The sequence below is a fragment of the Nocardiopsis metallicus genome, from assembly GCF_014201115.1.
Taxonomy (GTDB): domain Bacteria; phylum Actinomycetota; class Actinomycetes; order Streptosporangiales; family Streptosporangiaceae; genus Nocardiopsis; species Nocardiopsis metallicus.
This window is the reverse complement of the sequence record NZ_JACHDO010000001.1, coordinates 1,392,356-1,417,004: the sequence shown is the minus strand read 5'-3', so window position 1 is coordinate 1,417,004 and position 24,649 is coordinate 1,392,356. Positions and strand designations below refer to the sequence as shown.

Sequence of the window (24,649 nt, the reverse complement as noted above, 5' to 3'; positions counted from 1 at the left end):
TGCCATTATGTGACTTGCTCTTTCCTCTTGGCACTTACGGAGTCCCCACATGCTGTTCAGCCACGACCCCCACCACGACGGCTCACCCGACTACGTGACCCTCGACGGGAACCGGGCGCGCCTGCGGGTGCGGGTCCCCGGCGGCGCGGACGCGGTGTACGCGAACGTGGTGGAGGACGGCGAGTCGGGCCTGGTCGAGGGCGAACTGGAGCACACCGCGGACGGGGTGAGCTGGTTCGCGGTCCACATCCCCGTGCAGGAGGTGGTGACCTCCTACCGTTTCGCGATCGTGCGCGAGCGCCGTTACACCTGGCTCAACCAGGCGGGCGCACACGACCACGAGGTCACCGACGACGGAAACTTCCGGCTGGTCAACGCGCCGAACCCGCCCTCCTGGGTGCCCGGGACCACCGTCTACCAGATCTTCCCGGACCGGTTCGCCCGCGACGACGACTCCCTCGGTCCGCTGGCCGACCACCCGGACTGGGCGGTGCCCCGGGCCTGGGACGACGAACCCGCGGGGTTCGGCCCGGCAGCGCCCGGAGAGTACTACGGCGGCACTCTGGAGGGGGTGCGCCGCCACTTGGACCACCTGGCCGAGCTCGGCGCTCAGGTCGTGTACCTCACCCCCTTCTTCCCGGCCCGTTCCACGCACCGCTACGACGCCTCCAGCTTCACCGAGGTGGACCCGCTGCTCGGCGGTGACGAGGCGCTGAACGCCCTGACCCGGGAGGCGCACGCACGCGGGATGAAGGTGATGGGCGACCTCACCACCAACCACACCGGAGACGAACACGAGTGGTTCCTGGCCGCCAAGGCCGACCCGGACTCGGAGGAGGCGGGCTACTACTACTTCGACGAGCACCCCGACGACTACGTCAGCTGGCTGAACGTGCGTTCGCTGCCCAAGCTCGACTACTCCTCCGCGGCGCTGCGCGAACGCGTGTACGGCGCTGACGACTCGGTGCTGGTGGACCGGTTGGGCGGCGAGGAGGGGCTGGACGGCTGGCGGATCGACGTGGCCAACATGACCGGCCGCCTGGGCGCCCAGGACGTCAACCACGAGGTCTCCGGGGAGATCGCCGCCCGGATGCGCGAGGCGGCCCCGCAGGCGTGGCTGCTGGCCGAGCACTTCTACGACGCCGGGCCCGACACCCGCCACGACGGCTGGCACGGGGTGATGAACTACGCCGGGTTCACCCGACCGGTGTGGGCCTGGCTGAACACCGGCCCCGAAGGGGTGCGGTACGCGGCCACGCACACGTCGGCGCCGCTGCCCAGCAGCGGTGCGGCCGAGGCCGTGCGGGCGATGCGGGCCACCAACGCCGGACTGCCCTGGCGGGTGCGCACGCACAGCGTCAACGCGCTGAGCACCCACGACTCCGCGCGTTTTCGCACCGTGGTGGGCGACCCGGTGCGTCAGGCGGTGGGTGTGGCCGCCCAGGCCACGCTGCCGGGGGTGCCGTTCGTGTTCGCCGGTGACGAGATCGGGCTGGAGGGGCGCGACGGGGAGAACTCGCGGCGCACGATGCCCTGGCACCGGCCCCAGGACTGGGACCGCCAGGTGCTGGCATCCCACCGCCGCCTGCTGGCCCTGCACCGGGAGCTGCCCGCGCTGCAGAGCGGTGGGCTGCGCTGGCTGGACGCTGGCGAGCACCACATGACGTTCCTGCGCACCCTGGGCGAGCAGGTGGTCCTGGTGCACCTGACCGACGGCCCGCACGGGGACCGGATCGCCGCTCCGGAGGAGCTGGACGCGGCGGGGTTCGAGGTCGTGGCGAGCGAGGGTCAGGCACGGGTGCGGCCGGGCGAGAAGGTGGAACTGTCCGCCGAGGGCCCGGGCTACGCGGTGGCGGTCGGCACCCGGGCCTGACGAGGCGGACGCGGGCACGCTGAAGCGGGCGGATCCCCGGATCCTCCCCTGAGGTCCGGACAACAGCACGGGCCGCCCCGGGGCCGGTCGGCCCGGGGGCGGCCCGTGGATCAGCGGTCAGCGGGACAACGCGCGTGGCCGGATCAGCCCGCCCAGACGTCTTCCACGTACCTTCCCTGTTCCCGCAGGTCTTCCAGCCAGGCGTGCGCACCGGCGGAATCGGATCCGGTGAAGCGGGTGTGCAGGCCGTGCAGGGCGGCGCGGACACCGGGGGCCATGGCGCGGCCGTCACCGCACACGTACACTCGGGCGCCGCGTTCGAGCAGGTCCCAGACCTCCTCACCCTCACGGGTGATGCGGTCCTGGACGTAGCGGTCCCCGTTCTGGGGCGCTTGGCTGAAGACGGGGCGCAACTGGACCGCTCCGGCCCGTTCGGCCGCCTCCAGTTCCTCGCGGTGCAGGTAGTCCACGTCCTCGTGGTCGCAGCCGAAGTAGCACAGGGCCGGGCCGCCGGTCCCCTCGTGTACGCGGTCGGCGATGAACCCCCGGAAGGGCGCCAGTCCGGTTCCGGCACTGATCATGATGACCGGGACGGCCGGGTCCGCGGGCGGACGGAAGGCTTCGGCGCAGGGCAGGACCCGGGCCAGGAGGGTGTCCCCGGCACCGACCCGGTGCAGGTACTCGGAGGCCACACCCCGGAAGGTTCCCCCGGTCGCGCGGTGCGGCTGTTCCAGCAGGGCCACCATGAGGTCGGCCTCGCCGGGAGCGGCCGCGGCCGAGGAGGAGATCGAGTAGTGCCGGGGCCGCAGGACCGGGAGGAACTCCAGGTAGCGCTCGAAGGGCAGAGCGCAGGCGGGGTGGGCTTCCAGCAGGTCCAGGACGCTGTGGGCCGAAGGGACCTCCTCGTTCTCCACCGATTCGGCCAGGGCCGCCAGTGGTCGCTGTTCGGGCGGGCAGGGCGTGTGTTCGGCGAGGAGGCGGATCTGTTCGCGGGTGGCGGGCGCCTGCAGCTCCACGAACTCGGTGAGCAGTCGGCACACGGTGAGCGGGCGGTCCACCGGCAGGACCGAGCGCGAGCGGCGGCGGGGCCGGAGCTCGACGGTCTGTTCGGGGTCCAGGCCGAAGCGGGCCAGGGCCCGGTTGACCAGCCGGTCGGGGTTGCGGGGCAGTACGGCGAGGTGGTCGCCGGTCCGGTAGGTGAGGCCTTCGGGCAGTGCGACGCGCAGGAAGCGCTTGGGCCGGGCGAGCGGGTGGCCGGTGTCGACGAGGTCGCGGCTCTCCAGCACGGTCATGGGGCTCAGCCCGTGCTGTTCGGTGAGGCCGCCGGTGACGGTGGACGCGACCGGGACGAGCGAGTAGAGGGGCTCCCCAGAGGTACCCGTGCCTTGCGCCGGGGCTGGTTCGGTGGTGGCCTCGGTGGGGTTTGCGTACTCCCCGAGCAGGTGGGCCCAGGCGTGTGCGGTCCAGGTGTCGACGGTGCCCGCGTAGTCACCGGAGGTGTCGGCGGCCGCCCGGTCGAGCATGCGGGTCGCGCCCGCCGCGTGCATGAGTTCGTCGATACGGGTGGGGACGTGCTGGTAGGTGGCGGCCCAGTTGCGGTCTCCCACGCCCAGGACGGCGTAGGGGACCCCGGTGAGGTCGTCGGGGCCGAGGGTGGCGAGCCAGTCCAGGAAACGGGCGGCGTCGTCGGTGGGGCGGCCGTTGTAGGAGGCGGCGGTGATGAGCACCGGCCCGCTGTCGGGGCTGAGCGCCGCGACGGCCTCGTCCAGAGGAGCGGCAGTGGTGGTGAAACCGTGTCCGCTGCCCTCCTCGGCGAGGTGGCGGGCCAGGGCCGCGCAGGTGCCCAGGTTGGAGCCGTACAGGACGGTGAGGGCGGTTCCGGGTGCCCGGAGCACGGTGGCGGCGCCCCGCGGGGGCGCGGCCTCGGCCACCGGGGCGGAGAGCGGGCTCGCGTTCGCCTGGACGGAGCGTCGGTCGGCCGAGCTGCGGCGAACGGGAGTCAGGGTGAACCCGTCCGGTTTGACGGTGAGGGTCTCCTTCACCCGGAGCCGGTAGCCGGCGTGGTCGATGAGGCGGAAGCGGTGGATGAGCAGGCCGAGGACGAGAGTTGCTTCGTGCAGGGCGAACTGGCGGCCGATGCAGGCGCGCTCGCCGCTGCCGAAGGGCTTGTAGGCGTGGACGGGTCGGTCCTGCTCACGCTCGGGTGAGAAGCGTTCGGGGTCGAAGAGTTCCACGTTGTCGCCCCAGGCCGCGTCCCGGTGCAGAAGCGGGGTGAACACCAGCAGCGGGGTTCCGGCGGCGACGGCGTGGCGGCCACCGATCACGTTGTCCGCCAGGGGTTCGACCACGTAGGCGGGGGCGGTGGGCCACAGGCGCAGACCCTCGTTGAGGACCTGGCGGACGTAGCGGAGCTTGCCGACGTCGCCGTAGGAGGGATCGGGGCTGTCGGTGTCCCCCCACAGGGCGTCGACCTCGGCCTGCGCCCGGGCCAGGACCGCGGGGTGTTGGGTGAGGTAGTGCAGGGCGAAGGAGAGCGCACCGCTGGTGGTCTCGTGCCCGGCGATGAGGAACGTGATCACCTGGTGGCGGATGTTGAGGTCGTCCAGGGTCTGTCCGGTGACCGGGTCGGTCGTGTGCAGCATCCGCCCGAGGAGATCGTGGGTCGAGGTGTCACCCGAGGCGCGGCGTTCACGGATGACGGTGTCGACGACCTCGCCCATGTAGGCGACGTCGCGGTCGAAGGCGGCACGGGCTCCCATGTGCAGGGGTTCTGTGCCGGGAAGGTAGCCGGAGCGTTTCTGCGCGTGGGCGAGGGCCCGGGACATGGCGTCGACGAAGGGGTGCTGGTCGTCGCGGCCGAAGGAGCCGAAGTCGTAGTCGAACCCGCACCGGCCGATGGTGTCGAAGGTCAGGCGGGTCATGTCCTCGGTGACGTCCACCGGGCTGCCCGCCAGACGGTCCCACTTGCCGACGAGCTCGCGGGCGACGTCGAGCATCGTGGCGTGGTAGTCGCGCATGGCGCCCAGGGAGAAGGCGGGCAGCAGGATGTCATGGGCCTTGCGCCAGTTGGGTTCGTGCCCGAAGGCGGTGAACAGGCCGTCCCCTGCCAGGCCGCGCAGGAAGCGCAGGTCCTCGTGGACGTGCTTGCGGAAGCGGGTGTCGTCGCTGAGTTCGGCGACCAGGTCGGGCCCGGTGACGCAGACGAACTCCTGCCCCATCGGACGCACCCGGAAGATCGGCCCGGCGCCGCGGGCCAGAGCACTCAGCTGGGCGATGAACCCCTCCGAGCCGAGGAAGTCCAGGGTGTGGCCGATCAGTGGCAGGCCGGGCGGCTCCGGGATCGGGGTGAGTCCTGTGTCGGTGGCTGCGGTCATGGTGCGGTCCCCCTCGGTGGTGGGTCGGTCGCCTTCCCACGGGCTCATGCAACCGACTTTGTCGAGTGACAATGTTACACGACCATGTCGGTTGTTCAAGCGGGTATGCTGGGGGCATGGCACACGTCCCCACCGCCGAACGGCGCTCCCAGCTCATCGATGCCGCGATCACCCTGATGACGAGGGAAGGCGCGGCGGCGGGAAGCACGCGCGCGGTGGCCGCGGAGATCGGCGTGGCCCAGATGACCGTGCACTACGTGTTCGGGTCCAAGGCCGAGTTCACGCGGGAGATCCTGCGGGAGCTGAGCAGGCGCGTAGTGGAACAGGTGCGCCCGACCGCCGAGGCGGCGCGGGGCAGCGGGTTCGAGGAGAGCCTGAACCTGGCGGCGCGGGCCCTGTGGCAGACCGTTCAGGCGGATCCGGGCGGCCAGCTGCTCTGGACCGAGCTGGCACTCCAGACCTTGCGGGACGAGGAGATGAGGAAGCTCACGGCCGAACACGACGCCGACATGCGCGCGGTGACCGCGGAGGTGCTGGAGACCATCGCCATGAGGCACGGGCAGGATCTGGCCGTACCCGCGGCGGCACTGGCGCGTTTCTTCCTGGCCGGGTTCGACGGCCTGAGCGGCCAGAGCCTGACCGCACCGGACCCGGAGGCCGAGGAGCTCTGCCTACGGCAGCTGATCAGCGCAACCGCTGCCCTGGCCACGGGCGAGCCGATGCGGATCCGCTAGCCGGCCCGGGCGGAGCTCGACCGACGGGCCGGAATCAGGCCGGCGGCGGATCAGGCGAGGAGCGGTTCGACGTCCTTGACGATGCGGGAGACCACGTCAGCGGTGCGGCCGGTGAAGTAGAAGTGGTCGCCGGGCAGGGTGTGGTGGGCGAAGCCGCCCTCGACGTGGTCGGCCCAGCCCGCGAGGCGTTCGGGGGTCATGCCCCGGTCCTCGGTGCCGCCGAAGACGGACAGCGGAACCCGCAGCGGTTCGGCCTGCGGGTCGGGACTCCAGGTGTCGACCAGTTCCAGGTCGGCGCGCATCAGCGGCTCGACGTAGGACCACAGGTCGGGGTCCTCCAGGGCGTGCCGCGGGGTTCCGCCCATGGTGGCGATGGCCTCGCGCAGACGGTCGGCGGAGACCAGGTGGCGGGGCTCGGCGTGTTCGGGGCCGGGCTCGGGGCTCCAGGCGGAGGCGCCGAGCCAGACCGGCGGGTTCGCGCCGTCGGTCAGGCGGCGGGTGAGTTCGTAGGCGACCAGTGCACCCATGCTGTGACCGAAGAGGCCGAAGGGGCGGTCGAGTTCGGGACGGATCACCCGGTGCATGTGTTCGGCCAGGGCGGCGGCGTCGCGGACCGGCTCCTCGTCGGCCCGGCGGGCCCGGCCCGGCGCGTCCAGCAGGCAGATCTCCCAGTCGGCGGGAAAGTGCCGGACCCAGCCCCGGTACCCGAGGTGGGAGCCGCCCGCGTGGTGCAGGACGAAGAGCCGGAAACGGCTGTGGGGAACGGGTCTGAGCCGGGTCAGGGCGCCCTCGTGCACGGGTCTCCTCATCTTTCTACCGTCGGGTAACTACGCGAACCTACCAGTCAGTAATACGCCCCGGGTAACCCGGAGGACTCACCCCGTTCCTCCGCGTGAGCACGACCACACACCCCCGTTCGCCCCGTACGGCGCCCTGACCGGAAACGGCCTCCCCTCCACGGTGACAAGGGCCGACGATGGGTACATAGCGCCCGGATCACCCGCAACACCACGGAAAGGCAGGAACCCCCGTGCAGCCCCCGACCACCCCCGGGCGCCAGGCGTGGACCCCGCCGGGGTCGTCCTCACCGCACGCCGCCATCACCTGCGCCCGCGTGGTCGCCCTGCCCGACGGCGGCCGGATCCTCGCGGGCGGCTACTCCGACGGGTCCCTACGCCTGTGGGACCCCGACCAGCGCCAGCCCCTGGGCTGGATAGACACCGGACACGGAACCGGTATCGACTGCCTGGCCACGGCCCTGACCCCCGACGGGGTTCCGATCGCCGTGACCGGCGGAGGCTGGGGGTCGACCGCCCGAGCCTGGGACCTGGCCGCGCAGACGCCCGTCGACGACCTCCTGGCGGACTCCTCGGACTGGTTGGTGGTACTGGACGCCGCGACCCTGCCCGACGGAACGGTCGCCGTACTCGCCCACGACCGGGAGACCGCCCTGGGCGTGTGGGACCTGGCCGGACGCAGTCTGGTGGTGCGGCTGGACACCGCGATGCCCTCCCCACCGGAGACCGCCGCGCTGCTGGCCCCGGCCCGGGGCGGGCTCACCATCGCCACCGGCCACGACGACGAACGGGTGCGGCTGTGGGACGTGGGCACCGGTGAGCGGGTCGGCGAGTACGCGACCGCCCCCGGCGAGGAGGTGTACGCGGTGTACGCACCCGGATCGGACGGCCACACCGTGTCGGCGGCCAGCCGCGGGGGGACGGTCCGGACCTGGGACACCCGGAGCCGAACCACGACGGACGTATCGCGGGTGCCCGGACACCTGACCGTCCTGGCCGGGGACTCGCGACACCTGGTCTGCGCCCGCGCAGGCGACCCGGTGGTCCTCACCCGGACGGAGGAATGAACGCCCCGACCGCGCGGCCGAGCCTGGCCGAGAGCCGGGTCGCGTAGTCCCTGAACCCTTCCGGGCCCTCCACCGTGAAGTCCAGACCGGTCATGGCCAGCACGATCGCGATCCACTCGTAGGAGTCCACTCGGGCGGTGTAGCGGGACTTGTGCGCGCCCACGGCCTCCAGGGAACCGTCCACCCGGACAATGCGCGCGGCCACCTCCGCGGCCGAAGCGTGGAAGAGCACCCTGACGGTGAGCCGCTGCTCGCCCCGCCCCCTCCCGCCGGTCCCGAAGCCCTGCTCCAGGTACGCGGCCAGGTCCTCGGCCGGAAGCTCCCTGGGGGTGAAAGCGGCGCGGGTCGGGGTCAGCCCGGTGATCCGGTCCAGACGGAAGGAACGCCAGTCCGCACGGTCCCGGTCCCAGGCGAACAGGTACCAGCGCCGCCCCAGCAGGAGCAGCCGGTAGGGGTCCACCCGGCGGTGCCGCTCCTGGCCGTCGCGCCCCCGGTGGGTCATCCGCACCCACTGCCCGGCGGCGACCGCCTCACCCAGTCCGGTGAGCACCTCCGACGAGGCGCCCGGCCAGACCCGCCGACCGGGGTCCACCGCCGAGGCCAGGGTGCTGGCGCGCCGCGAGAGGTGGGAGGGCAGGACCCGTTCGATCTTGCCCAGGGCCCGTTCGGCGCCGTCCTCCGCGCCCTGGACACCGCTGAGTCCGCCCGCGACCATCCGCAGCCCCAGGGCCACGGTGACCACCTCGTCGTCCTCGAACATCAGCGGCGGCAGGGCCTTACCCGCCACCAACCGGTAGTGGCCGCCGGGGCCGCGCAGGCTCTCGACCGGGTAGCCGAGCTCGCGCAGGCGGTCGATGTCGCGGCGCATGGACCGCGGGCTGGTGCCCAGCGCCTCGGTCAACTCCGCACCGGACCAGGCCCGGCCGTTCTGGAGCAGGGAGAGCAGGCGCAGCATCCGCTGACTGGTATCGGCCATGCCTGCCATTCTTCCCTGATTCTGCTCAGTTGTGGCCGGATTCTGGCCACAACTCTTCGTAGCGTGACCGCCATGAGCACCACGACCCCGACACCGCCCGCCCTCACCGCCCCGGAAGCCGCCCGAGCCCCGGTCCCCGGGATCACCGTGGTCGGCGCACGGGAGAACAACCTGCGCGGAGTGGACCTGACCCTGCCCAGGGAAAGGCTCACCGTGTTCACCGGGGTGTCCGGTTCAGGCAAGTCCTCCCTCGTGTACGGCACCATCGCCGCCGAGTCCCAACGCCAGCTCAACGAGGCGCACGACAGCTTCACCCGCAACCGGATGGCCCACCTGGGCGTGCCCGACGCCGACCGGCTGGCCAACCTGACCGTGACCCTCGCCGTGGACCAGCGCAGGTTCAGCGCCAACACCCGCTCGACCGTGGGCACCGCCACGGACCTGGCCCCGCTGCTGCGGCTGCTGTTCTCCCGGATCGGAAAGCCCCGGGCCGGATACTCCCCCGCCTTCTCGTTCAACGATCCCAGCGGCATGTGCCCCGGCTGCGAGGGACTGGGCACCGTGCGGCGCGTCGACGCCGACGCGCTACTGGACCCGGCCCTGTCCCTGGACGAGGGCGCGATCAGGCTGCGCACCTTCGCCCCGGGTTCATGGCGCTGGAAGAGGTATGTGCACGCCGGGCTGTTCGACCGCACCGTGCCGGTGGGCAGCTACACCCCTGAGGAACGCCGTCTGCTGCTGCACGGCGAAGGGGTGCGGCTGAAGAACCCCGACCCGGAGTACCCGGACGCCGGGGTGTTCGAGGGGGTGGTCCCCCGTATCACCCGCAGCCTGCTGGACGCGGCCAAGCTCAACCCGCGCGACCGCGAGGAGCTCGAACGCTTCATCCGGCGCGGCCCCTGCTCCGAATGCGCGGGCAAGCGGCTCAACCCGGCGGCCCTGGCCTGCCGGATCGGCCCGCACAACATCGCCGACCTGTGCGCGCTCACCGTGTCCGAACTCGGCCCGGTGGTGGCCGCGATCGACGACCCCCGGGTGGCCCCGGTGACCACGGCGCTGCTGGAGCGCCTGCGCGGACTGGAGGAGGTGGGGCTGGGCTACCTCAGCCTGGACCGGGCCTCGGGCACGCTGTCCGGCGGCGAGGCGCAGCGGGTGCGCCTGGTGCGGCACCTGGGCGGAGCGCTGACCGGGCTGACCTACGTGCTCGACGAACCCAGCGCCGGGCTGCACCCCGCGGACGTGCACCGGCTCACCGGGTTGCTGCGACGGCTGCGCGACAAGGGCAACACCGTGCTGGTGGTGGAGCACGACCCAAACGTGATCGCGGTCGCCGACCACGTGGTGGACCTGGGCCCGGGCGCCGGACCCGAGGGCGGCCGGGTGGTGTACGAGGGCCCGGTGGCGGGGCTCCGGGAGGCCGACACCCCCACCGGCCGCTACCTGCGCCTCCCCCGCGCGGTCAAGTCCCGCCCGCGCACTCCGGACGGGGCGGTGGAGATCCGAAACGCCCGTCTGCACAACCTGCGCGGGATCGACGTGAACGTTCCCACCGGGGTGCTGACAGCGGTCACCGGGGTGGCGGGTTCGGGCAAGAGTTCACTCGCGCACGGGGAACTCCCCCGGGTCCGGCCGGACGCGGTGGTACTCGACCAGGGCGCACTGCAGGGCGGCCCCCGGTCCACTCCGGTGACCTACCTGGGGATCCAGGACGCGCTGCGGGGGCTGTTCGCCCGGGCGCACGGCCTCGCGCCCGGCTGGTTCAGCGCCAACTCGAAGGGGGCCTGCCCCACCTGCCGGGGGCGCGGGGTGATCGTCACCGACCTGGCCTTCCTCGACGACGTCCGGACCGAGTGCGAGGACTGCCGGGGGCTGCGCTTCAACGCCGAGGCACTGTCGTACACCCTGGCGGGTCTGAACATCGCCGAGGTGCTGGCGATGACGGCGGCGCGGGCGCGCGGCTTCTTCGAGAGCGGGTTGGAGAACGCGCAGGCCGGGGACCGAACGATCGCCGGGGCGCTGGAGCGCCTGGGGCGGGTCGGGTTGGGCTACCTCGGGCTGGGGCGGTCCCTGGACACGCTGTCGGGCGGGGAGCGCCAGCGGCTACGGCTGGCCCGGGAGCTGGCCGCCTCGGCGCGGCTGTACGTGCTGGACGAGCCCACGAGCGGCCTGCACGGAGGTGACGTGGCCGCGCTGATCGCCCTGTTCGAGCGAATGGTGGACGAGGGGGCGACGGTGGTGGTGGTCGAGCACCGGATGGACGTGGTGGCCGTCGCCGACCACGTGGTGGACCTGGGCCCGGGCGCCGGACCCGAGGGCGGCCGGGTGGTCTACGAGGGGACCCCCGCCGAGCTGGCCGGTTCGGGGCGGGGCGCGACCGCTGACGCCCTACGCGCCCATCTGGCTGGGTAGCCCGGGCCGGGACGGGACCGTAAAGCGCGCTCGCGCCGCTCAGATCAGGTCGGGATCAGCGGAAGGAGTCCTCGTAGTCGCGTACCCACCGGGTCAGGTTCCGCGGGGTCCGCCCGGTGATCCGTTCCACCGTGTCCCAGACCGGTGGTTCGGTCTCGGACATCGCGGCGTAGGCGGTGAGCATGCCCTCGATGTCGGCCTCGGCCCAGCCCTCCTCACGCATGTGAGCCCGCATGTCATCCAGCGGGACCTCCTCGAACCGCACCGGAGTTCCCAGAGCTTCGCCGATGATCCGAACCTGCTCGACCTGGGTGAGTGGTTCCGGGCCGCTCAGGAACAGGCGCTCACCCCGGTGTGTACCGTCGAGCAGCACCCGAACCGCCACGTCGGCGATGTCGCGCTCGTGCAACAGGGGACGGCTGGCCTGCCCGAAGGCCTCGCGCACCACCCCTTCGCGGATCTGGTCGCCCCATTCCAGCAGCGAGGCGGCGAAACTGGTGCAACGCAGGAAGGTGCAGTCCGTGCTGCCACCCTCCAGCGCCTGTTCGACGTCGGCGTGCATCTGGTTGATGGGGTCGGCCTGGGTGGGTCGGCTGTCGTCGATCCCGGCCGAGGACAGGTACACCACGCGCCGTGAAGCAAGGAGTTTCGCAACCGCCGAGGCGTGTTGGGTGTCCGCCCCGGGCCAGACCAGGAAGACGGCGTCCGCACCGGTCAGGGCGTTGTCGAGGCTCGCGGGGTCGGTGAGGTCTCCGCGCACCAACTCGGCCCCTGAGGGTAGGTCAGCGGCCTCGGGTGTGCGGCTCAGCGCCCGTACGGGTCGGCCCTCCTCCAGCAGGCGGCGCACCACCTGGGAACCGACGTTCCCGGTCGCCCCGACCACCAGGGTCGTGTCCGACATGTGTTCTCCTTTCGCTCACGGCCCTCCCGGTGTTGGGAGGGCCGGAGCCAGTTTCACGACGCTAGGGAGGGCGGGGCAAGAGGTTTCCGGGGCCCGGCGTATCAGGATGCTGTTGGCGAATCCGGGTGGGAGTCCGGTCTGTAGTCACCGTTTCCCACCGCTCGATGGCTGCCGTCTCCTCTGCGGGCGTCAAGGTCATCGCCGTCGCGGCTTCGCCGAGTCATCAGGCGCTCCGGCTTGCCCCGTTTCGCTGCGACGGCGGTGGGCGGCTATAGGGAAACGGGCAGGAGTGGTCGGGTAGCAGACGGGCCCCAAGAGGCCCAAAAGCCAACGGCAACTGCCAACTGCGCGGCCTTCGGCCGGAGCCCTCCACCGGCCTGCGGGCAACGCCTGGACGTGTCGCGGCTGATCAAGGTGAGCGACGGAAAAGCGGCAGCGAAGGAAGGAGCGCCCCCAGCTCGGCGGGGATCGGTGCTCGTGCCACGGCCGGTCACGCGCCCCGACGAACAGCGGCAGCGCAGCAGACACTGGTCCCTCGGCCCAGCGGGGACCCCCTACCCGGCCCGGTGAACAGACCGATCGAAGCGCCACCCCGGCCGGTTTCGGCCCCTCCTTTCAGCGTGATCTTGCTACCAGGAGCAAGTTCGGCGCCCTCGACTTTCGTGGTTTTCGAAGTTTTGTCAGGTTGTGTTGCCTAATGACCGTTATGTCTGGTGGCTCTCGATGAAGTGCCCTGGCTCCGTGGGGCTCACGGACCAGGGGGCGCGCAGGCTCTAGACACGGCATCCGTCCAGGCCAGTTGGGCTGCTATGCCCACGTTTGCCAGTGGTCGAACGCTCATGTCGCCTTCGGATACATCAATACCGGCGAAATAGGCAGAGCGGCAGATAAAGGACATAAGTTCCCATAGTTCCAGAAAGCGCGAAAGTCGAGGGCGCCGAACTTGCTCCTGGTAGCAAGATCACCGGGGACCTGACGGTTACGGAAGCAACGGACACGTGCCAGCCCGGGTTTCGGACACCTCCACCCACCCCCAAGCCCTCGAACCCGCTGCCGGAAACCACCCCAGGCCCCCACCCGGATTCGCCAACAGCATCCCGTGGGGCCGGTCCCCGAACACGGTGCCGAGAGGCACCGAAAATCCTTCGCGCGGGCACCGGCACCTGCGCGACACTGCTGGAGGCTACGCCACCCCCGCTGTCTGTCTGACTCACCACCTGTTTGACTCAACCAAGGCCCCGTTTTGTCCCGTCTGGCTTCTTTTGTGCCCCGAACCCTGGGCAACCGGGGTTTTCGCCTGCTCCTGGGCGGCCGGAGCGCGGGCGATCTGGGTTCGGAGATGCTTCCGGTAGCCATGGTCGGCCTGGTCCTGGTCGAACACGGCCCCCTGATGCTCGGTCTGGTCCTGGGCGTGCGCGGGGCCGCCGGTTCGCTGTTCGCGCTGCTCACCGGGGCCCTGCTGACCAGGGTGCGCAAGTCCACGGCGCTGGTGGCCAACGACTCCGTGCAGCTGCTGGTGATGCTGGGGTTCGCCCTGGGCCCCGACGCCGGGCCGTGGCTGCTCGCGCTGGCCGCGCTGAGCGGGGTCTCGGGGTCGGTGGTGGAACCGGCCAGCGGTTCCCTGATGCCGGTGATCGTGCCGCGCGATCAACTCCAGCAGGCCAACGCCCTGCGCAACATCGTGGGACGCGCCGCCGGGATCACCGGGCCCGCCACCGCCGGGGTGCTGCTGGCCATGGTGGACGTGCGGACGGTGTTCCTGATCATCGCGGCGCTCTTCGCGGTCTGTGTGGGCACCCTGGTGTGGATCCGGGAAGCCCCTCCCGCACCCGAGCGGGCCACCGAGTCCATGGGTACGAGCCTGCGGGAGGGGTGGCGCGAGGTGGCGCGCAGGCCCTGGGTGCTTGCGGTCATCGCGGTGGCCACCGTGCAGGCGCCCGCCACCCTGGCTCCCGGGTTCGTGCTGCTGCCCATCGTGGTCGCCGACTCCTACCCCGAACCCGTCTACGGGCTGGCGCTGTCCTGCATGGCGGCGGGCCAGCTGGTGGGCGGGGTCGTGGCGGCCCGCTGGACCCCGGCCCGCCCCGGTCTGGTGTCCCTGCTGGGCGTGCTCTGCTTCCCGCTCACGCTGCTGGGTCTGGCGCTGACCGTCACCGTGCCGGTGCTGCTGGTCGGCTACGTAGCCACCGGTGTGGGCTTCATGATGTTCGGCGTGTACTGGTACACCGCGTTGCAGAAGGCGATCCCGCAGGACCGGTTGAGCGTGGTGATCAGTATCGACCAGGTCGGCAGCTTCGGCCTGGAACCGGTGGGGTACGCGGTGGCCGGGGCCCTGGCCGAGACGGTGGGCGCCCGCACGGTGCTGTTCTGGGCGGCCGCCGTGGGACTGCTCACCAGCCTGCTTCCACTGCTGGTGCCCGGGGTGAGCCGACTGGCCGACAAGGGCTCCCCCGGCTGACCCCATCCCCCTGCTGAAAAATCCTCCCTCTCCGGGAACTCTCGGGGCCTACCGGACGACGTCAGTGGCGACCACGATGCCCCCGGCATGAGGAGACCCATGGATCCGGTACCCGCTTCCCCAGATCCGACAGCGACGACCACCCCCGCACCCGAGCCCGCGGCCGGGGCGGAACCAGAGCGCACCCGACGGCGTCCAGGGGTGTGGGCCCAGCTCAGACCACTGATCCTGCGCCTGCACTTCTACGCGGGGGTGCTGGTGGGCCCCTTCATCCTGGTGGCTGCCGTCTCCGGGCTGCTGTACGTGTGGACCCCGCAGGTGGAACAGGCCCTGTACGAGGACCTGCTGCGCGTCCCGGCCGCCGAGCAGTCCCTGCCCCTGACCGAACAGGTGCGGATCGCCGAGGCGGAGATCCCCGGCGCCGAGGCGGACTCGGTACGTCCGGCCACCACCCCCGAGGACTCCACCTGGGTGCACCTGAGCCTGCCCGGCGCCGACGCGGACCCGCATTCGAGCACGCAGACGACGGTGTTCGTCGACCCCCACCGGGGCGAGGTGCTGGGGGTGTCCGAGAGCTACGGGACCAGCGGCGCCCTGCCGATGCGGACCTGGATCGACCTGCTCCACCGGGAGCTGCACCTGGGCGACTTCGGGCGCCTGTACAGCGAACTCGCGGCCAGCTGGCTGGGTGTGGTGGCCCTGGGCGGCTTCGCCCTGTGGATGGCCCGGGCCAGGTCCCGGCGGGCGCGCGGACTGCTCCTGCCCGGCTCCGGAAGCTCGCCGGGGCGGGGGCGCACCGTGTCACTGCACGCCGCCACCGGAGTGTGGCTCCTGCTGGGGCTGCTGTTCCTGTCCGCCACCGGCCTGACCTGGTCCACGTACGCCGGGGCCAACATCACCGACCTGCGCCAGCAGATGTCCTGGACCACCCCGGCGGTCTCCACCGAAACCCCCTCCGCCAGCCCGGGAGTGGACGCGGGGATCGACGCCGCCCTGGCCAGCGCCCGTGCGGCCGGGCTGGACGGCCGGGTCATCGTCAACCTGCCCGCGGACCACTCCTCCCCCTACGTCGTCTCCCAGCTGGAGCGTTCCTGGCCCACCCAGGCGGATTCGGCCGCCATCGCCCAGGACACCGCCGAGGTCACCGAGGTGATCCGGTTCGAGGACCACCCCCTGATGGCCAAACTGAGCCGCTGGGGCGTGGACGGCCACATGGGTCTGCTGTTCGGCGTGCCCAACCAGATCCTGCTCACCGTGCTCTGCGGCGGGCTGATCTGGGTGATCGTCCTCGGCTACCGGATGTGGTGGCAGCGCAGGCCCACCCGCGCCGAGGCCTGGGGCGTGGGGCGCCCCTACCCCAGGGGTTCCTTCCCGGCCCTGTCCTGGCCGCTGAAGGCGGCGGTGGTCGCGACCGGTGCCGCCCTGGCCTGGGCGCTGCCTGTTCTGGGTGTCTCGCTGCTCGCCTTCCTACTGATCGACGCCCTGATCGGCTGGCGGTCCCGCAGGTCCGCCACGCGGTCGGCGCAACCGGCTGAAAGCCCCGAACCGGACCCCGCCCACCGCTGACCACCACACGAGGCCTCTCACCTGTAGACCCCGGGGCTCCCCGCACCGCGTCACTGACGTGCGGGGAGCCCCGGTTCGTTTCCTCCGATGCGTCAGTGGTGGGCGTCGTGGTCGTCGTGTCCGCTGTGGTCGGGGGCGGGGCCGGTCATCTCCTGGACGGGGACCTCCACGTCCGCCTCACTCCCGCTGGCGAAGGTCAGGGTCACCGTGACGGTGTCTCCGACTTCGAGCGGTTCGGGGATGTCGTTGACCATCACGTGGTAGCCGCCGTCGACGAAGGTCGTAGTTCCCCCGGCCGGGACCGGGATCTCGTCGACGACGCGCATCATCCCGGCCCCGGAGTCGGTGGTCTCGGTGTTGCACAGGTCGGCGTCGGGTGAGGCACTGGTACGCACCCCGGTGACGGCGTCGGCGGTGGCGGCGGTGTTGGTGACCGCCAGGTAGACCACCCCCACCTCGGGGTTGGCGGGTTCGGGCATCCAGGCGTCCTCGATGAGCAGTTCCTCGGACTGGGCGCTGCCCCGCTCAACCGCTGCCGCCACGGGTTCGGGCGCCTCGGGCTCCGAGGCGCAGGAGGTGGCGAGCAGTGCCAGGGCCAGCGCCGCCGCCAGGGGCAGGCGCGGCGCGAACGGGTTAGCGGTCCGGGTTCTCATGGTCATGGTCGTGTCCTTCACGTCGGTCACCAGAGGTCGTGGGCGGGGTGTGGTTGGTTCTCGCGTACCGGCGGCACCGCGAACACGGCGCTGCCCTCGTGGCGGATGTAGGTGTTGAGCGCGTCGCCGCCCTCGTCGAGTTCGCGCTGGACGGCGGTGAAACCGGTGCGCGGGTCGGCCTGCCAGGCCGTGAACAGCAGCCCGGCCTCCCGGCGCCCGCCCGACCAGCCCAGGTCGTAGCTGAATCCCCGCCGGAGCATGCGCGCGCCCAGGGTGCGTTCCGGGCTGGCCAACCGGATGTGCGCGTTCGCCGCGATGACCGGTTCCCCGTCGTCGCCCCGGGCGGCCAGGTCCGGCAGGGCGTCCTCGCGGTCGCCGCCCAGCGGCGCGCCGTCGGACAACCGGCGTCCCACCACCCGCTCGCGCTGGTGGGGTTCGAGGTCGAACCAGTCGTCGAGGAGCATGCGGATGCGGCGCACCACCACGTAGGTTCCGCCGTCCATCCAGGACGCGGCGCCGTCGGGGTGCGCGGCCAGGACCTGCGGGCCGAACTGCGCCTGATCGGGGTGGGGGTTCACCGTCCCGTCGACCTGCCCCATGAGGTTGCGCGGGGTGGCCGAGGGGTCGGCGGCCGTGGCCGCCGCCCGCTGGAACCCGGGCAGCGACCAGCGCACGAGGGCTTGCTCGCGGGCAATGCCCAGCAGGTGTTCCACCACGGCGCTGACCACGAGCGGGTCCTCCGCGCCCACGTGCAGCATCAGGTCTCCCCCGCACAGGGCGGGGTCGAGGTGGTCGGAGGCGAACTCGGGCAGGTCCGCCAGCGGTTCGGGACGGCGCTCGGCCAGCCCGGCGCGCTCCAGCAGCGACGCGCCCAGCCCGAGGGTGATCCCCAGCGAGGCGGGGCGCAGCCCTTGGGTGGGCGCGCCCTCGACGATCTCTGCCAGCCCGTGTTCGTGCAGTCCACGTGCTTGTTCGCCCCACAGCCGCAGCACCGTGCGGGCCTGCTGTGAAACCTGCTCGGGCCGCTCGGCGCGCAGGTCCACCGCCACCACGTGGACATGAGCGGGGGTCGGGGTCAGCAGCGCGGGCGGTCGCCCCTCCTCGGGGGCGGACCTGCCCAGGCTCAGCTCCCGTGCGGTGTCCCCCTGTGCCGTGGTTTCGCGTTCGATCAGACCGCCCGTGGCCAGGCCCGCCGCTCCTGCGGCCCCGGCGATCCCGGCCGCGCCCAGTCCGGTGAGCAGTCCGCGGCGGGAGACCCCCGCCCGGCCCTGCCCCGCACGCCCGCCGTTCACAACAGCTCCGTGAGCAGCACCGGCAGCAGCGGCGCGATCTGGTCGGCCTCGACGCCTTCGGCGAACATGCCCGCCGCCTCACCCCCGGGTGTCAGGACCAGGATCCGTCCGCCGTGGGTGACCAGGTACTCGCCTTCGGTCTCCTCGGGTGCGTCGATCGGGACGCCGTAGTCCAGGGCGGCCCGCACGGTGTCGTCGACGTCCCCGCGTACCCCCTGGAAGCCGGGGTCGAACCGGTCCAGCCAGGAGCGCAGCTGTTCGTCGGTGTCACGGACGGGGTCGCTGCTGACCATGACCACGTCGAACCGGTCCGCGTCGTCCCCGGCCTGGTCCAGGGCCAGGTTGATCTCGGCCATGGTCATCGGGCACACGTCCGGGCAGCTGGTGTAGCCGAAGAACAGCAGGGTGAGGCGGTCATCGGCGACGTCGGTGAAGCCCCAGGGCTCACCCTCGACGGTGGCCAGTTCGATGCCGGAGGCGGCCATGGGCTGGTCGGACAGATCGGTGTAGTGCTCGGCCCCGGCCAGATCCGCTCCGCCGCACGCTGTGAGCGCGAACAAGGCGGCAGCGGACGCGACGGTCAGGGAGCGGAGCGGGGTCAGACGGCGGGTTCTCACTGCGTGGGTCCTTACAGGGCGAGGTCTCATCGGGCGGAAACGGGTTCTCGTGGGGCAGGGGTGGGGGCCGGGTGTGTGGCGGGCGAGTACGAGAGCGCGGTGGTGGATACTCACGCCGCCTCCCGGAGCAGGCGTGCCAGTTCCCGGCGACTTCGGGCCACCCTGGAGCGGACGGTGCCGATCGGCACACCGGTGATCCGCGCGGCCTCGGCGTAGGGCACCCGCTGGACCTGGGTCAGGACGAAGGCGGTGCGCCGTTCCTCTGGCAGGTTCTCCAGCAGGGAGACCAGGGCGAGGTACTCGTCGAACCGCCCGGGATCGGCGGCCCCGGGGCCCAGCGCACGCTCCCAGTCCTCGACCGGTTCGGTGCGCGGTGCGCGCTCCCGGCTGCGGTAGCGGTCGGCGACCGTGTGGCGGGCCACCCCGAGCAGCCAGGCCCGGACGGGGGCCCGCCCGGCGTAGCGGGGTAGCCCGCGCATGGCCCGTTGGAAGGTCTCCTGGGTGAGGTCCTCGACCCAGGCCGGGTCGACCCGGCGCGCGATGTAACGGGCCACGTCGGCCCGGGTGAGCGCGAACAGGGTGTCCATCGCCCCGGGTACACCGGCTCGCGCGCGCAGCGCGAGCCCGGCCAGGTCGGGGTGGCGGGTGGGGGTGGCGGTGTGGGCAGGGGCGGATACACGCCCCTCACTACGGGTCATGTCATTGGTGCTTTCTGTCACCGCCCGCGCGGTCGCCCGACCGACTCGGGTCAGCTGAGCCCGGGAATTAGCGCGCGCCGGGTCCGGCCCGGGCAGGACCACGCGGCGCAGCGCAGCACGCGCCCGGACAGGAGATCAGGCAAGAAGGCGAAGGGCTGAGGGTCGGGGACCACGGGGTGTTCTGGGCAGGCGGCGCCACGTAGAAGGACGCCGCGGGAACGCCGAGGGGCGGCCTGACAGCGGGGACCGGGCGGACAGGGCGGCGGCGACTTGTGCGCCCCGCACCGCACGGCCTCGGAGGAACCCCGCTCAGGCGGCCAGAACGAAGGGCGGCCCGCGCAGGACCCGGGAGTGGCGCAGATAGGGCGGACGCGAGCGGGAGTGCTCGTCGGTGGCGGAGAACCTGGGGGCCGTGGTCTCCCGCGCGGTCGGGATCGCCCCGACCACGAGCAGGATCGGAATCAGCGCGAGCGCCATGAACCGCAGGAACTCGAAGAGGGCGTTCTCACCCAGGTGCAGCCACCAGGCGCTGACCAGGGCCATCACCAGGTGCATAGCGATCATCGCCCACGCCGGCATGGGTTCCTGGGCCAGCACCGCCTCGGCCTGGCCCGTGTGCGCCGGATCCGTGTGCCCCGAACCCGCCCCCTGGGTGTAGGCGAAGGTCACGTGCAGGGCGAGCTGCCCCCACAGCATCCAGGCGGTGAGCATCCAGGGGCTCTGCCTGCGGCTGGAGGCCGCCCACGCCATGGCGAAGACGACGAGCACGCCCAGTAGGAGACCGGCGACGGGGACGTCGTGCCCCGAGCTCACCGCGTGACCGATCGCGGACAGGCTCGCGCACACCAGGGTGAAGACCCCGGCGCGCAACGGTCGGCACTGCTCGCTCTCGCTCATCGTCCCCATATCGTCGCACCTGTGGCCGCGCACCCGCCACAGGGGCCGGTTACCGACCGAAACGGACCCGACCGGTCTTGACGCGGCGGCCTCGACTATGCTCGTGAACGTCCCCAGCGTGAGAACAGAGGTCGCCTGTGTCCGTCTCCCCGCTCGCCCTGTTGCACGAGTGGACCTCCCGTACAGACGGGGCCCCGCTCAGCGAGTTCCTCCTGGTCGGAACGGAGATCGACCTGCCCGTCCTGGAAGCGGACGTGGTCCCCGCCGCCCGGGAGCTGGGTGCGTGGGCCACGGTACTGGGCGCCGCCGCCGAGGGGGCCGAACCCGCCGCCGTGCAGCGGCCGGACCACACCTATGCCCTGATCGAGCGCGTCGTCCCCGACCCGCTGCCCGAGCTGGCCCTGCTGGTGGGTGAGGAGCACGTCGCGGCCGCCTTCGGTGCCGGGGCGCCCGGTACCGCCAACCGTTCCTGGACGGTGCTGCGCGGTGGCCCCGACGGGGTGCCCTGGGCCCTCGCCGAGCTAGGGGTGTGGCTGCGGCGATGTCCGGAGGCGATCACCCTGCCCCGTGCTCTGGCCGATCGACTCACCGAACTGGCCGAACGGCTGGAGGACCTGCTGCTGACCTCCCCGGTGGAGACCGAGGCACGCGTGGTGCACAACCTGGACGCCCCGCTCCTGTCCCAGCTCCCCGAGGGCCCGGTCGCCGAACTCACCCTGCACGCCCCGCTGCGCGGCTACGACCCCCGGGCGCTGAGCGCCCTCACCGACCGCCTGGCCCCTGCCCGGGTGACCCTGGGCGTACCCGGCTCGTGGCCCGAGGAAGACCGCGAGGAAGCCGTACGCGCCCTGGCCGAAGCCGGTGTCGAGGCCACCGCCCGACCCGTCGCCGAGGGCTTCCCCGCGCACGGCGGACTCCTGGAGTGGACCTCAAACGACCAGAACACAGCCCTGACCTGCGGCGCCAACCTGACCGCGCTCACCCGTACCGCCACAACACGAACGAACTTGGAGCTGGGCCTGATCCTCCCCACCACCGTTTCACCCGAACCCGCGGACCTCGCGTCCTCCCCTGCCGCCGAGGATGAGGGCTACCTGTCCCAGATCGCCGGCGAACTGGAGGCCTCCGGCTGGCGCCTGGAGTACGACGGGGGCATCCACCGCGTCCACGGCACCTTCACCAACCCGGTTCCGGTCGCCGCCCAGGTCGCCGAACTCCTGGAGAAGCACGTGGGCACCGTCTACGTGCACGCCGAGGGCCCCAAGGGCTGGGCGCTCATCGTGTGGAGCCGACCGATGCTGCTCCTGGCATCCGCCCCCAGGGGCAGTGCCTGGCGCCTGTACCGCGTCGACCCGCCCGCCACCCCGTCCTCGCGTCTGGGCGGCGGCGAGGGACTGTCCCGCGTGGGCCTGCTGCGCACCAGCGCCCCACTACACCGGGTCCCGCACCGCGACGTCCTGGCCCACCTGGAAACCCTGGGCACCGACCACATCTCCCTCCTGGAACAGGCAGGCCACCTCAACAGGCCCCTGTGATCCCGCGATCGGACGCGGCCCCCGCCGTACCCGTCAAAGCGGCGCTGGTGATCGCTGATGTCCAGGTGGAACGCTAAAGTCAGTCCCTATGCGGATTCTCGTGCTGGGTGGGACCTCGTTCGTTGGTCGGGCGATCGTTGAGGACGCGTTGCAGGCGGGACACGAGGTCACGCTCTTCAACCGGGGCCGCAGCGCTCCCGACCTCTTTCCCCGGACGAAACGGCTCCTGGGCGACCGGGACGAGGGCGACTACGCCTCCCTCGCCGAAGGCACCTGGGACGCGGTGGTGGATGTCAGCGGGTTCGTGCCCCGGCATGTGCGCCAAGCCACTGGCGCCCTCGATGACCGGGTGGGACGGTACCTGTTCGTCTCCAGTAACGCCGTCTACGCTCCCGGACCCGGGCCCGGGGCGGACGAGTCCGCCCCGGTACGAGCGCCCGAGTGGAACACCGAGGAGATCGGGCGCCACACCTACGGTCCGCTCAAGGCCGCCTGCGAGCAGGAGTTGGGCTCCCGCTACGGGAGCCGCGCCACGGTGGTGCGGCCCGGGGTGCTCGCCGGGCCGCACGACAACGGCGACCACCTGACCTACTGGGTGCGCCGGGCCGCGAAGGGCGGCAAGGTGGTCCTGCCGGGCGATCCCGGGCAGCCGGTTCAGCTCCTGGACGCCCGTGACCTGGCCCGGTTGGTGGTCCGTCTGTTGGAGGACGACCGCGGCGGCGTGTTCAACGCGACGGGACCCGCCGAACCCCTCACCTTGGTGGAGATGCTGCGTACCTGCGCCGAGGCGGCCGGAAGCGAGATCGACATCGTCCTGGTTCCCCAGGAGACGATCATGGCCTCCTTCCCCCTGGTGCGCCCCGACCGGGTGTGGGAGCAGACCTTCCAGCGCGACTTCAGCCGGGCCCGGGAGGCCGGACTGCCGCTGCGGCCGCTGGTCACCACCGCCGCCGACGTCCTGGCCTGGGACCGCGAGCGCGGCGAGCCCCCGTTGGCGGTCGGCCCCTCCGCGGAGATAGAGCGCACCCTGCTCTCCTTCGTTCAGAGGCACTGAGCCGCTCCGGACCGGTAGCCCGATCGTGCCCGCTCCGGCGGCCGGCCCCTCGTCCGGTACGCCCGGCCCAGGTCAACGGCGGCCTCCGCCGCCACCGCCGCCGCCCCGGCCCGAGACCCGGCCGCCGCCACTGCCGCTGCCGCTGCTGGTCCTCCTGGAACTGCGGATGCGGTCGTTGACCGTACGGTTCCAACCCCGCCGGTACCCGTGGTCACGCAGATAGGGGCTCAGGTTGGGCACCTTGGCGTTGAGGGCCCGCACCGTCTCGTCCGGCAGCCCCAGGGCGATGGCCATGACCGGCTCCAGCTCGCGGGGGTTCTTGCGCCCTTCGGCGAGCAGGTCGCGGACGTGGTCCCCGTAGGGGGTGCGCTGGTTGGGCAGGAACAGGGCGATGAGCGCCGTCGGCAGTACCGCCGCGCTGAACATCTCCAGACCGGCCAGGTCGAGCGGGGTGAGCGCGTTGACGATCACACCGGTACAGATCGCGGCGATCAGTACGAGCCCGCACCCGAGCACGGCCGGGTACCAGAGCCAGGGTCTGACGACCAGCCCGTGCTGTCCCGCTTCGCGCAGCAGGGCGTACTCGATCCACTTGATCCGGGTCTTGCTCATGGACCGGCCCAGCCAGGTCAGGTCGATCTCGCTGTTGAGCCCGAACATCCCCCGCCGCAGGGACCGTTCGGCCGGGGTGAGCGCGACGTTGGAGTCCTGCTTGACGAACAACCAGTCCCCGCCCTTGCCGTTCTCCTTGGGCACCGAGGCCAGGTGCCCCTTCTCCTCCAGGCTGACCAGCAGGGCCAGGGCGTGTTCGGCGCGCAGCCGCTTCTTGTGGAAGAGGAATCCCGCGACGGCTGGCGGCAGGTCGGGCAGTTCCTCACCGAACCCCTGCCGGATCCGGAACCGGCGCTTCTCCCGCCACCTGGTGACGTGCCTGTCCAGGAAGAAGGCAGCGACCAGGACCACGGGCAGGGAGAGCGCACCGGCCAGGGTGATCCAGCGCGGCAGAGGAGCCAGGGCGTGTTCGGGTTCGGTGAACTCGACCGTCCCCTCCTCCAGGTACACCACTCCGCTCAGGGGCGCGCCCGAGTCCAGCCGCGGGTGGCCGAAGCCGGCCGCGGCACCGTCGTGCCCGCTCTGGTCGCACTCCTCGTCCCAGTACTCGGTGTCGCCGTCCTGGTCGCGGTAGCTCTCCTCGTAGAAGCACTCGGCCCCGACCACCGAGGGGGCCTCCACCCGGACGGTCACGCCGTTGACCGGCACCCCCCACTCGTCACCGACGAAGTCCCAGTGCAGCTGGGGGCCGTCACCCTCGTCGTTGAGGGCGCCGTGGACGGTGTAGGAGATCTCGTAGGTCTGCGCCCCGGTGACGGGGGCGCCGGTGTCGCCGATCTCCAGGGTGAGGACGCGGCGCCACTCGTCCTGTTTCTCGATGCCGGCCGGAGCGCCGGAGGGGCTGGTGACCTCGACGTCGCTGATCTCCCAGACGCGGTGGCGCATGAGGCCGACGCGCTGGCTCAGCGGGATCTCACGCAGCAGGCCGGGGCTGGGGTCGCGGCCGAAGTCGTAGGTGATGGTCTCGGTGACGTCCACGGTGCCGTCGGCGTGTACCACGGCACGGGTGTCGTACTCGGTGATGCGGTCCCTGGCGCCCGGGAAGGTGCAGGAGGTGAGCAGCAGGGCGAGCACGACCAGTAGGAGGACGCGGGGCAAGTGGGACAAGGAGGGACCTCGGGGGAAGCGGGGATGCG

18 protein-coding genes are annotated in these 24,649 nt (G+C 71.9%); 8 read left to right on the top strand and 10 right to left on the bottom strand.

What is annotated here, in order from left to right; translation table 11 throughout:
- Positions 1-49: 49 nt before the first annotated feature.
- Positions 50-1,873 (top strand): glycoside hydrolase family 13 protein, encoded by a 1,824-nt coding sequence (locus HNR07_RS05910; protein WP_184362910.1) that lies wholly within the window; start codon positions 50-52, stop codon positions 1,871-1,873.
- Positions 1,874-2,016: 143 nt separating this feature from the next.
- Here the strand turns inward: HNR07_RS05910 and HNR07_RS05905 are convergent, their stop codons facing one another.
- Positions 2,017-5,295, bottom strand: a complete 3,279-nt coding sequence (locus HNR07_RS05905; protein ID WP_221318731.1) for a bifunctional cytochrome P450/NADPH--P450 reductase — start codon at positions 5,293-5,295, stop codon at positions 2,017-2,019.
- Between the two features lie 68 nt (positions 5,296-5,363).
- Here HNR07_RS05905 and HNR07_RS05900 point away from each other — a divergent pair, with 68 nt between their 5' ends.
- A complete protein-coding gene (locus HNR07_RS05900; protein ID WP_184362907.1) occupies positions 5,364-5,981 on the top strand; it encodes a TetR/AcrR family transcriptional regulator in 618 nt (205 codons plus the stop codon).
- Positions 5,982-6,031: 50 nt separating this feature from the next.
- Here the strand turns inward: HNR07_RS05900 and HNR07_RS05895 are convergent, their stop codons facing one another.
- Positions 6,032-6,778: a thioesterase II family protein gene (locus HNR07_RS05895; protein ID WP_184371576.1), complete on the bottom strand. Its 747-nt coding sequence runs from the start codon at positions 6,776-6,778 to the stop codon at positions 6,032-6,034.
- A 233-nt stretch (positions 6,779-7,011) separates the two neighbouring features.
- On the opposite strand from HNR07_RS05895, the gene HNR07_RS05890 reads away from it, so the two are divergent.
- On the top strand, positions 7,012-7,845 hold the full coding sequence (locus HNR07_RS05890) for a WD40 repeat domain-containing protein (protein WP_184362904.1): 834 nt from the start codon (positions 7,012-7,014) through the stop codon (positions 7,843-7,845).
- Here the strand turns inward: HNR07_RS05890 and HNR07_RS05885 are convergent.
- Positions 7,826-8,821: a helix-turn-helix transcriptional regulator gene (locus HNR07_RS05885; protein WP_184362901.1), complete on the bottom strand. Its 996-nt coding sequence runs from the start codon at positions 8,819-8,821 to the stop codon at positions 7,826-7,828. The two genes, HNR07_RS05890 and HNR07_RS05885, sit on opposite strands and share 20 nt — an antisense overlap.
- A 72-nt stretch (positions 8,822-8,893) precedes the next feature.
- On the opposite strand from HNR07_RS05885, the gene HNR07_RS05880 reads away from it, so the two are divergent.
- Entirely contained in the window at positions 8,894-11,230 is a 2,337-nt protein-coding gene (locus HNR07_RS05880) for an ATP-binding cassette domain-containing protein (RefSeq protein WP_221318729.1), read from the top strand.
- 55 nt (positions 11,231-11,285) lie between these two features.
- On the opposite strand, the gene HNR07_RS05875 is transcribed toward HNR07_RS05880, so the two are convergent.
- Entirely contained in the window at positions 11,286-12,131 is an 846-nt protein-coding gene (locus tag HNR07_RS05875) for an SDR family oxidoreductase (RefSeq protein ID WP_184362898.1), read from the bottom strand.
- Positions 12,132-13,395: 1,264 nt separating this feature from the next.
- Here HNR07_RS05875 and HNR07_RS05870 point away from each other — a divergent pair.
- Together HNR07_RS05870 and HNR07_RS05865 are read left to right on the top strand one after the other, a co-directional pair.
- A complete protein-coding gene (locus HNR07_RS05870; protein WP_184362894.1) occupies positions 13,396-14,589 on the top strand; it encodes an MFS transporter in 1,194 nt (397 codons plus the stop codon).
- 201 nt (positions 14,590-14,790) lie between these two features.
- On the top strand, positions 14,791-16,155 hold the full coding sequence (locus HNR07_RS05865; RefSeq protein ID WP_184371570.1) for a PepSY-associated TM helix domain-containing protein: 1,365 nt from the start codon (positions 14,791-14,793) through the stop codon (positions 16,153-16,155).
- Positions 16,156-16,247: 92 nt separating this feature from the next.
- On the opposite strand, the gene HNR07_RS05860 is transcribed toward HNR07_RS05865, so the two are convergent.
- From HNR07_RS05860 to HNR07_RS05840, 5 genes are all read right to left on the bottom strand, one after another.
- Entirely contained in the window at positions 16,248-16,808 is a 561-nt protein-coding gene (locus HNR07_RS05860) for a copper chaperone PCu(A)C (RefSeq protein ID WP_184371567.1), read from the bottom strand.
- Positions 16,809-16,834: 26 nt separating this feature from the next.
- On the bottom strand, positions 16,835-18,100 hold the full coding sequence (locus HNR07_RS05855) for a Dyp-type peroxidase (RefSeq protein WP_312893626.1): 1,266 nt from the start codon (positions 18,098-18,100) through the stop codon (positions 16,835-16,837).
- Positions 18,097-18,717 (bottom strand): SCO family protein, encoded by a 621-nt coding sequence (locus HNR07_RS05850; RefSeq protein WP_184362892.1) that lies wholly within the window; start codon positions 18,715-18,717, stop codon positions 18,097-18,099. Before HNR07_RS05850 ends, HNR07_RS05855 begins: the two co-directional genes overlap by 4 nt.
- A gap of 110 nt (positions 18,718-18,827) precedes the next feature.
- Positions 18,828-19,415 carry an RNA polymerase sigma factor gene (locus tag HNR07_RS05845; RefSeq protein WP_184362888.1) on the bottom strand — a complete coding sequence of 196 codons (588 nt, stop codon included), beginning with the start codon at positions 19,413-19,415 and terminating at the stop codon, positions 18,828-18,830.
- Between the two features lie 309 nt (positions 19,416-19,724).
- The gene (locus tag HNR07_RS05840) at positions 19,725-20,321 is read right to left on the bottom strand and encodes a hypothetical protein (RefSeq protein ID WP_246420133.1); all 597 of its coding nucleotides are present in this window, start codon (positions 20,319-20,321) and stop codon (positions 19,725-19,727) included.
- Between the two features lie 128 nt (positions 20,322-20,449).
- Between HNR07_RS05840 and HNR07_RS05835 the strand changes: the two genes are divergently transcribed.
- Together HNR07_RS05835 and HNR07_RS05830 are read left to right on the top strand one after the other, a co-directional pair.
- The gene (locus tag HNR07_RS05835) at positions 20,450-21,847 is read left to right on the top strand and encodes a hypothetical protein (protein ID WP_184362884.1); all 1,398 of its coding nucleotides are present in this window, start codon (positions 20,450-20,452) and stop codon (positions 21,845-21,847) included.
- Between the two features lie 88 nt (positions 21,848-21,935).
- Positions 21,936-22,901: an SDR family oxidoreductase gene (locus HNR07_RS05830; protein ID WP_184362882.1), complete on the top strand. Its 966-nt coding sequence runs from the start codon at positions 21,936-21,938 to the stop codon at positions 22,899-22,901.
- A 72-nt stretch (positions 22,902-22,973) separates the two neighbouring features.
- Here the strand turns inward: HNR07_RS05830 and HNR07_RS05825 are convergent, their stop codons facing one another.
- A complete protein-coding gene (locus tag HNR07_RS05825) occupies positions 22,974-24,620 on the bottom strand; it encodes a DUF2207 domain-containing protein (protein WP_184362880.1) in 1,647 nt (548 codons plus the stop codon).
- Between the last annotated feature and the right edge of the window lie 29 nt (positions 24,621-24,649).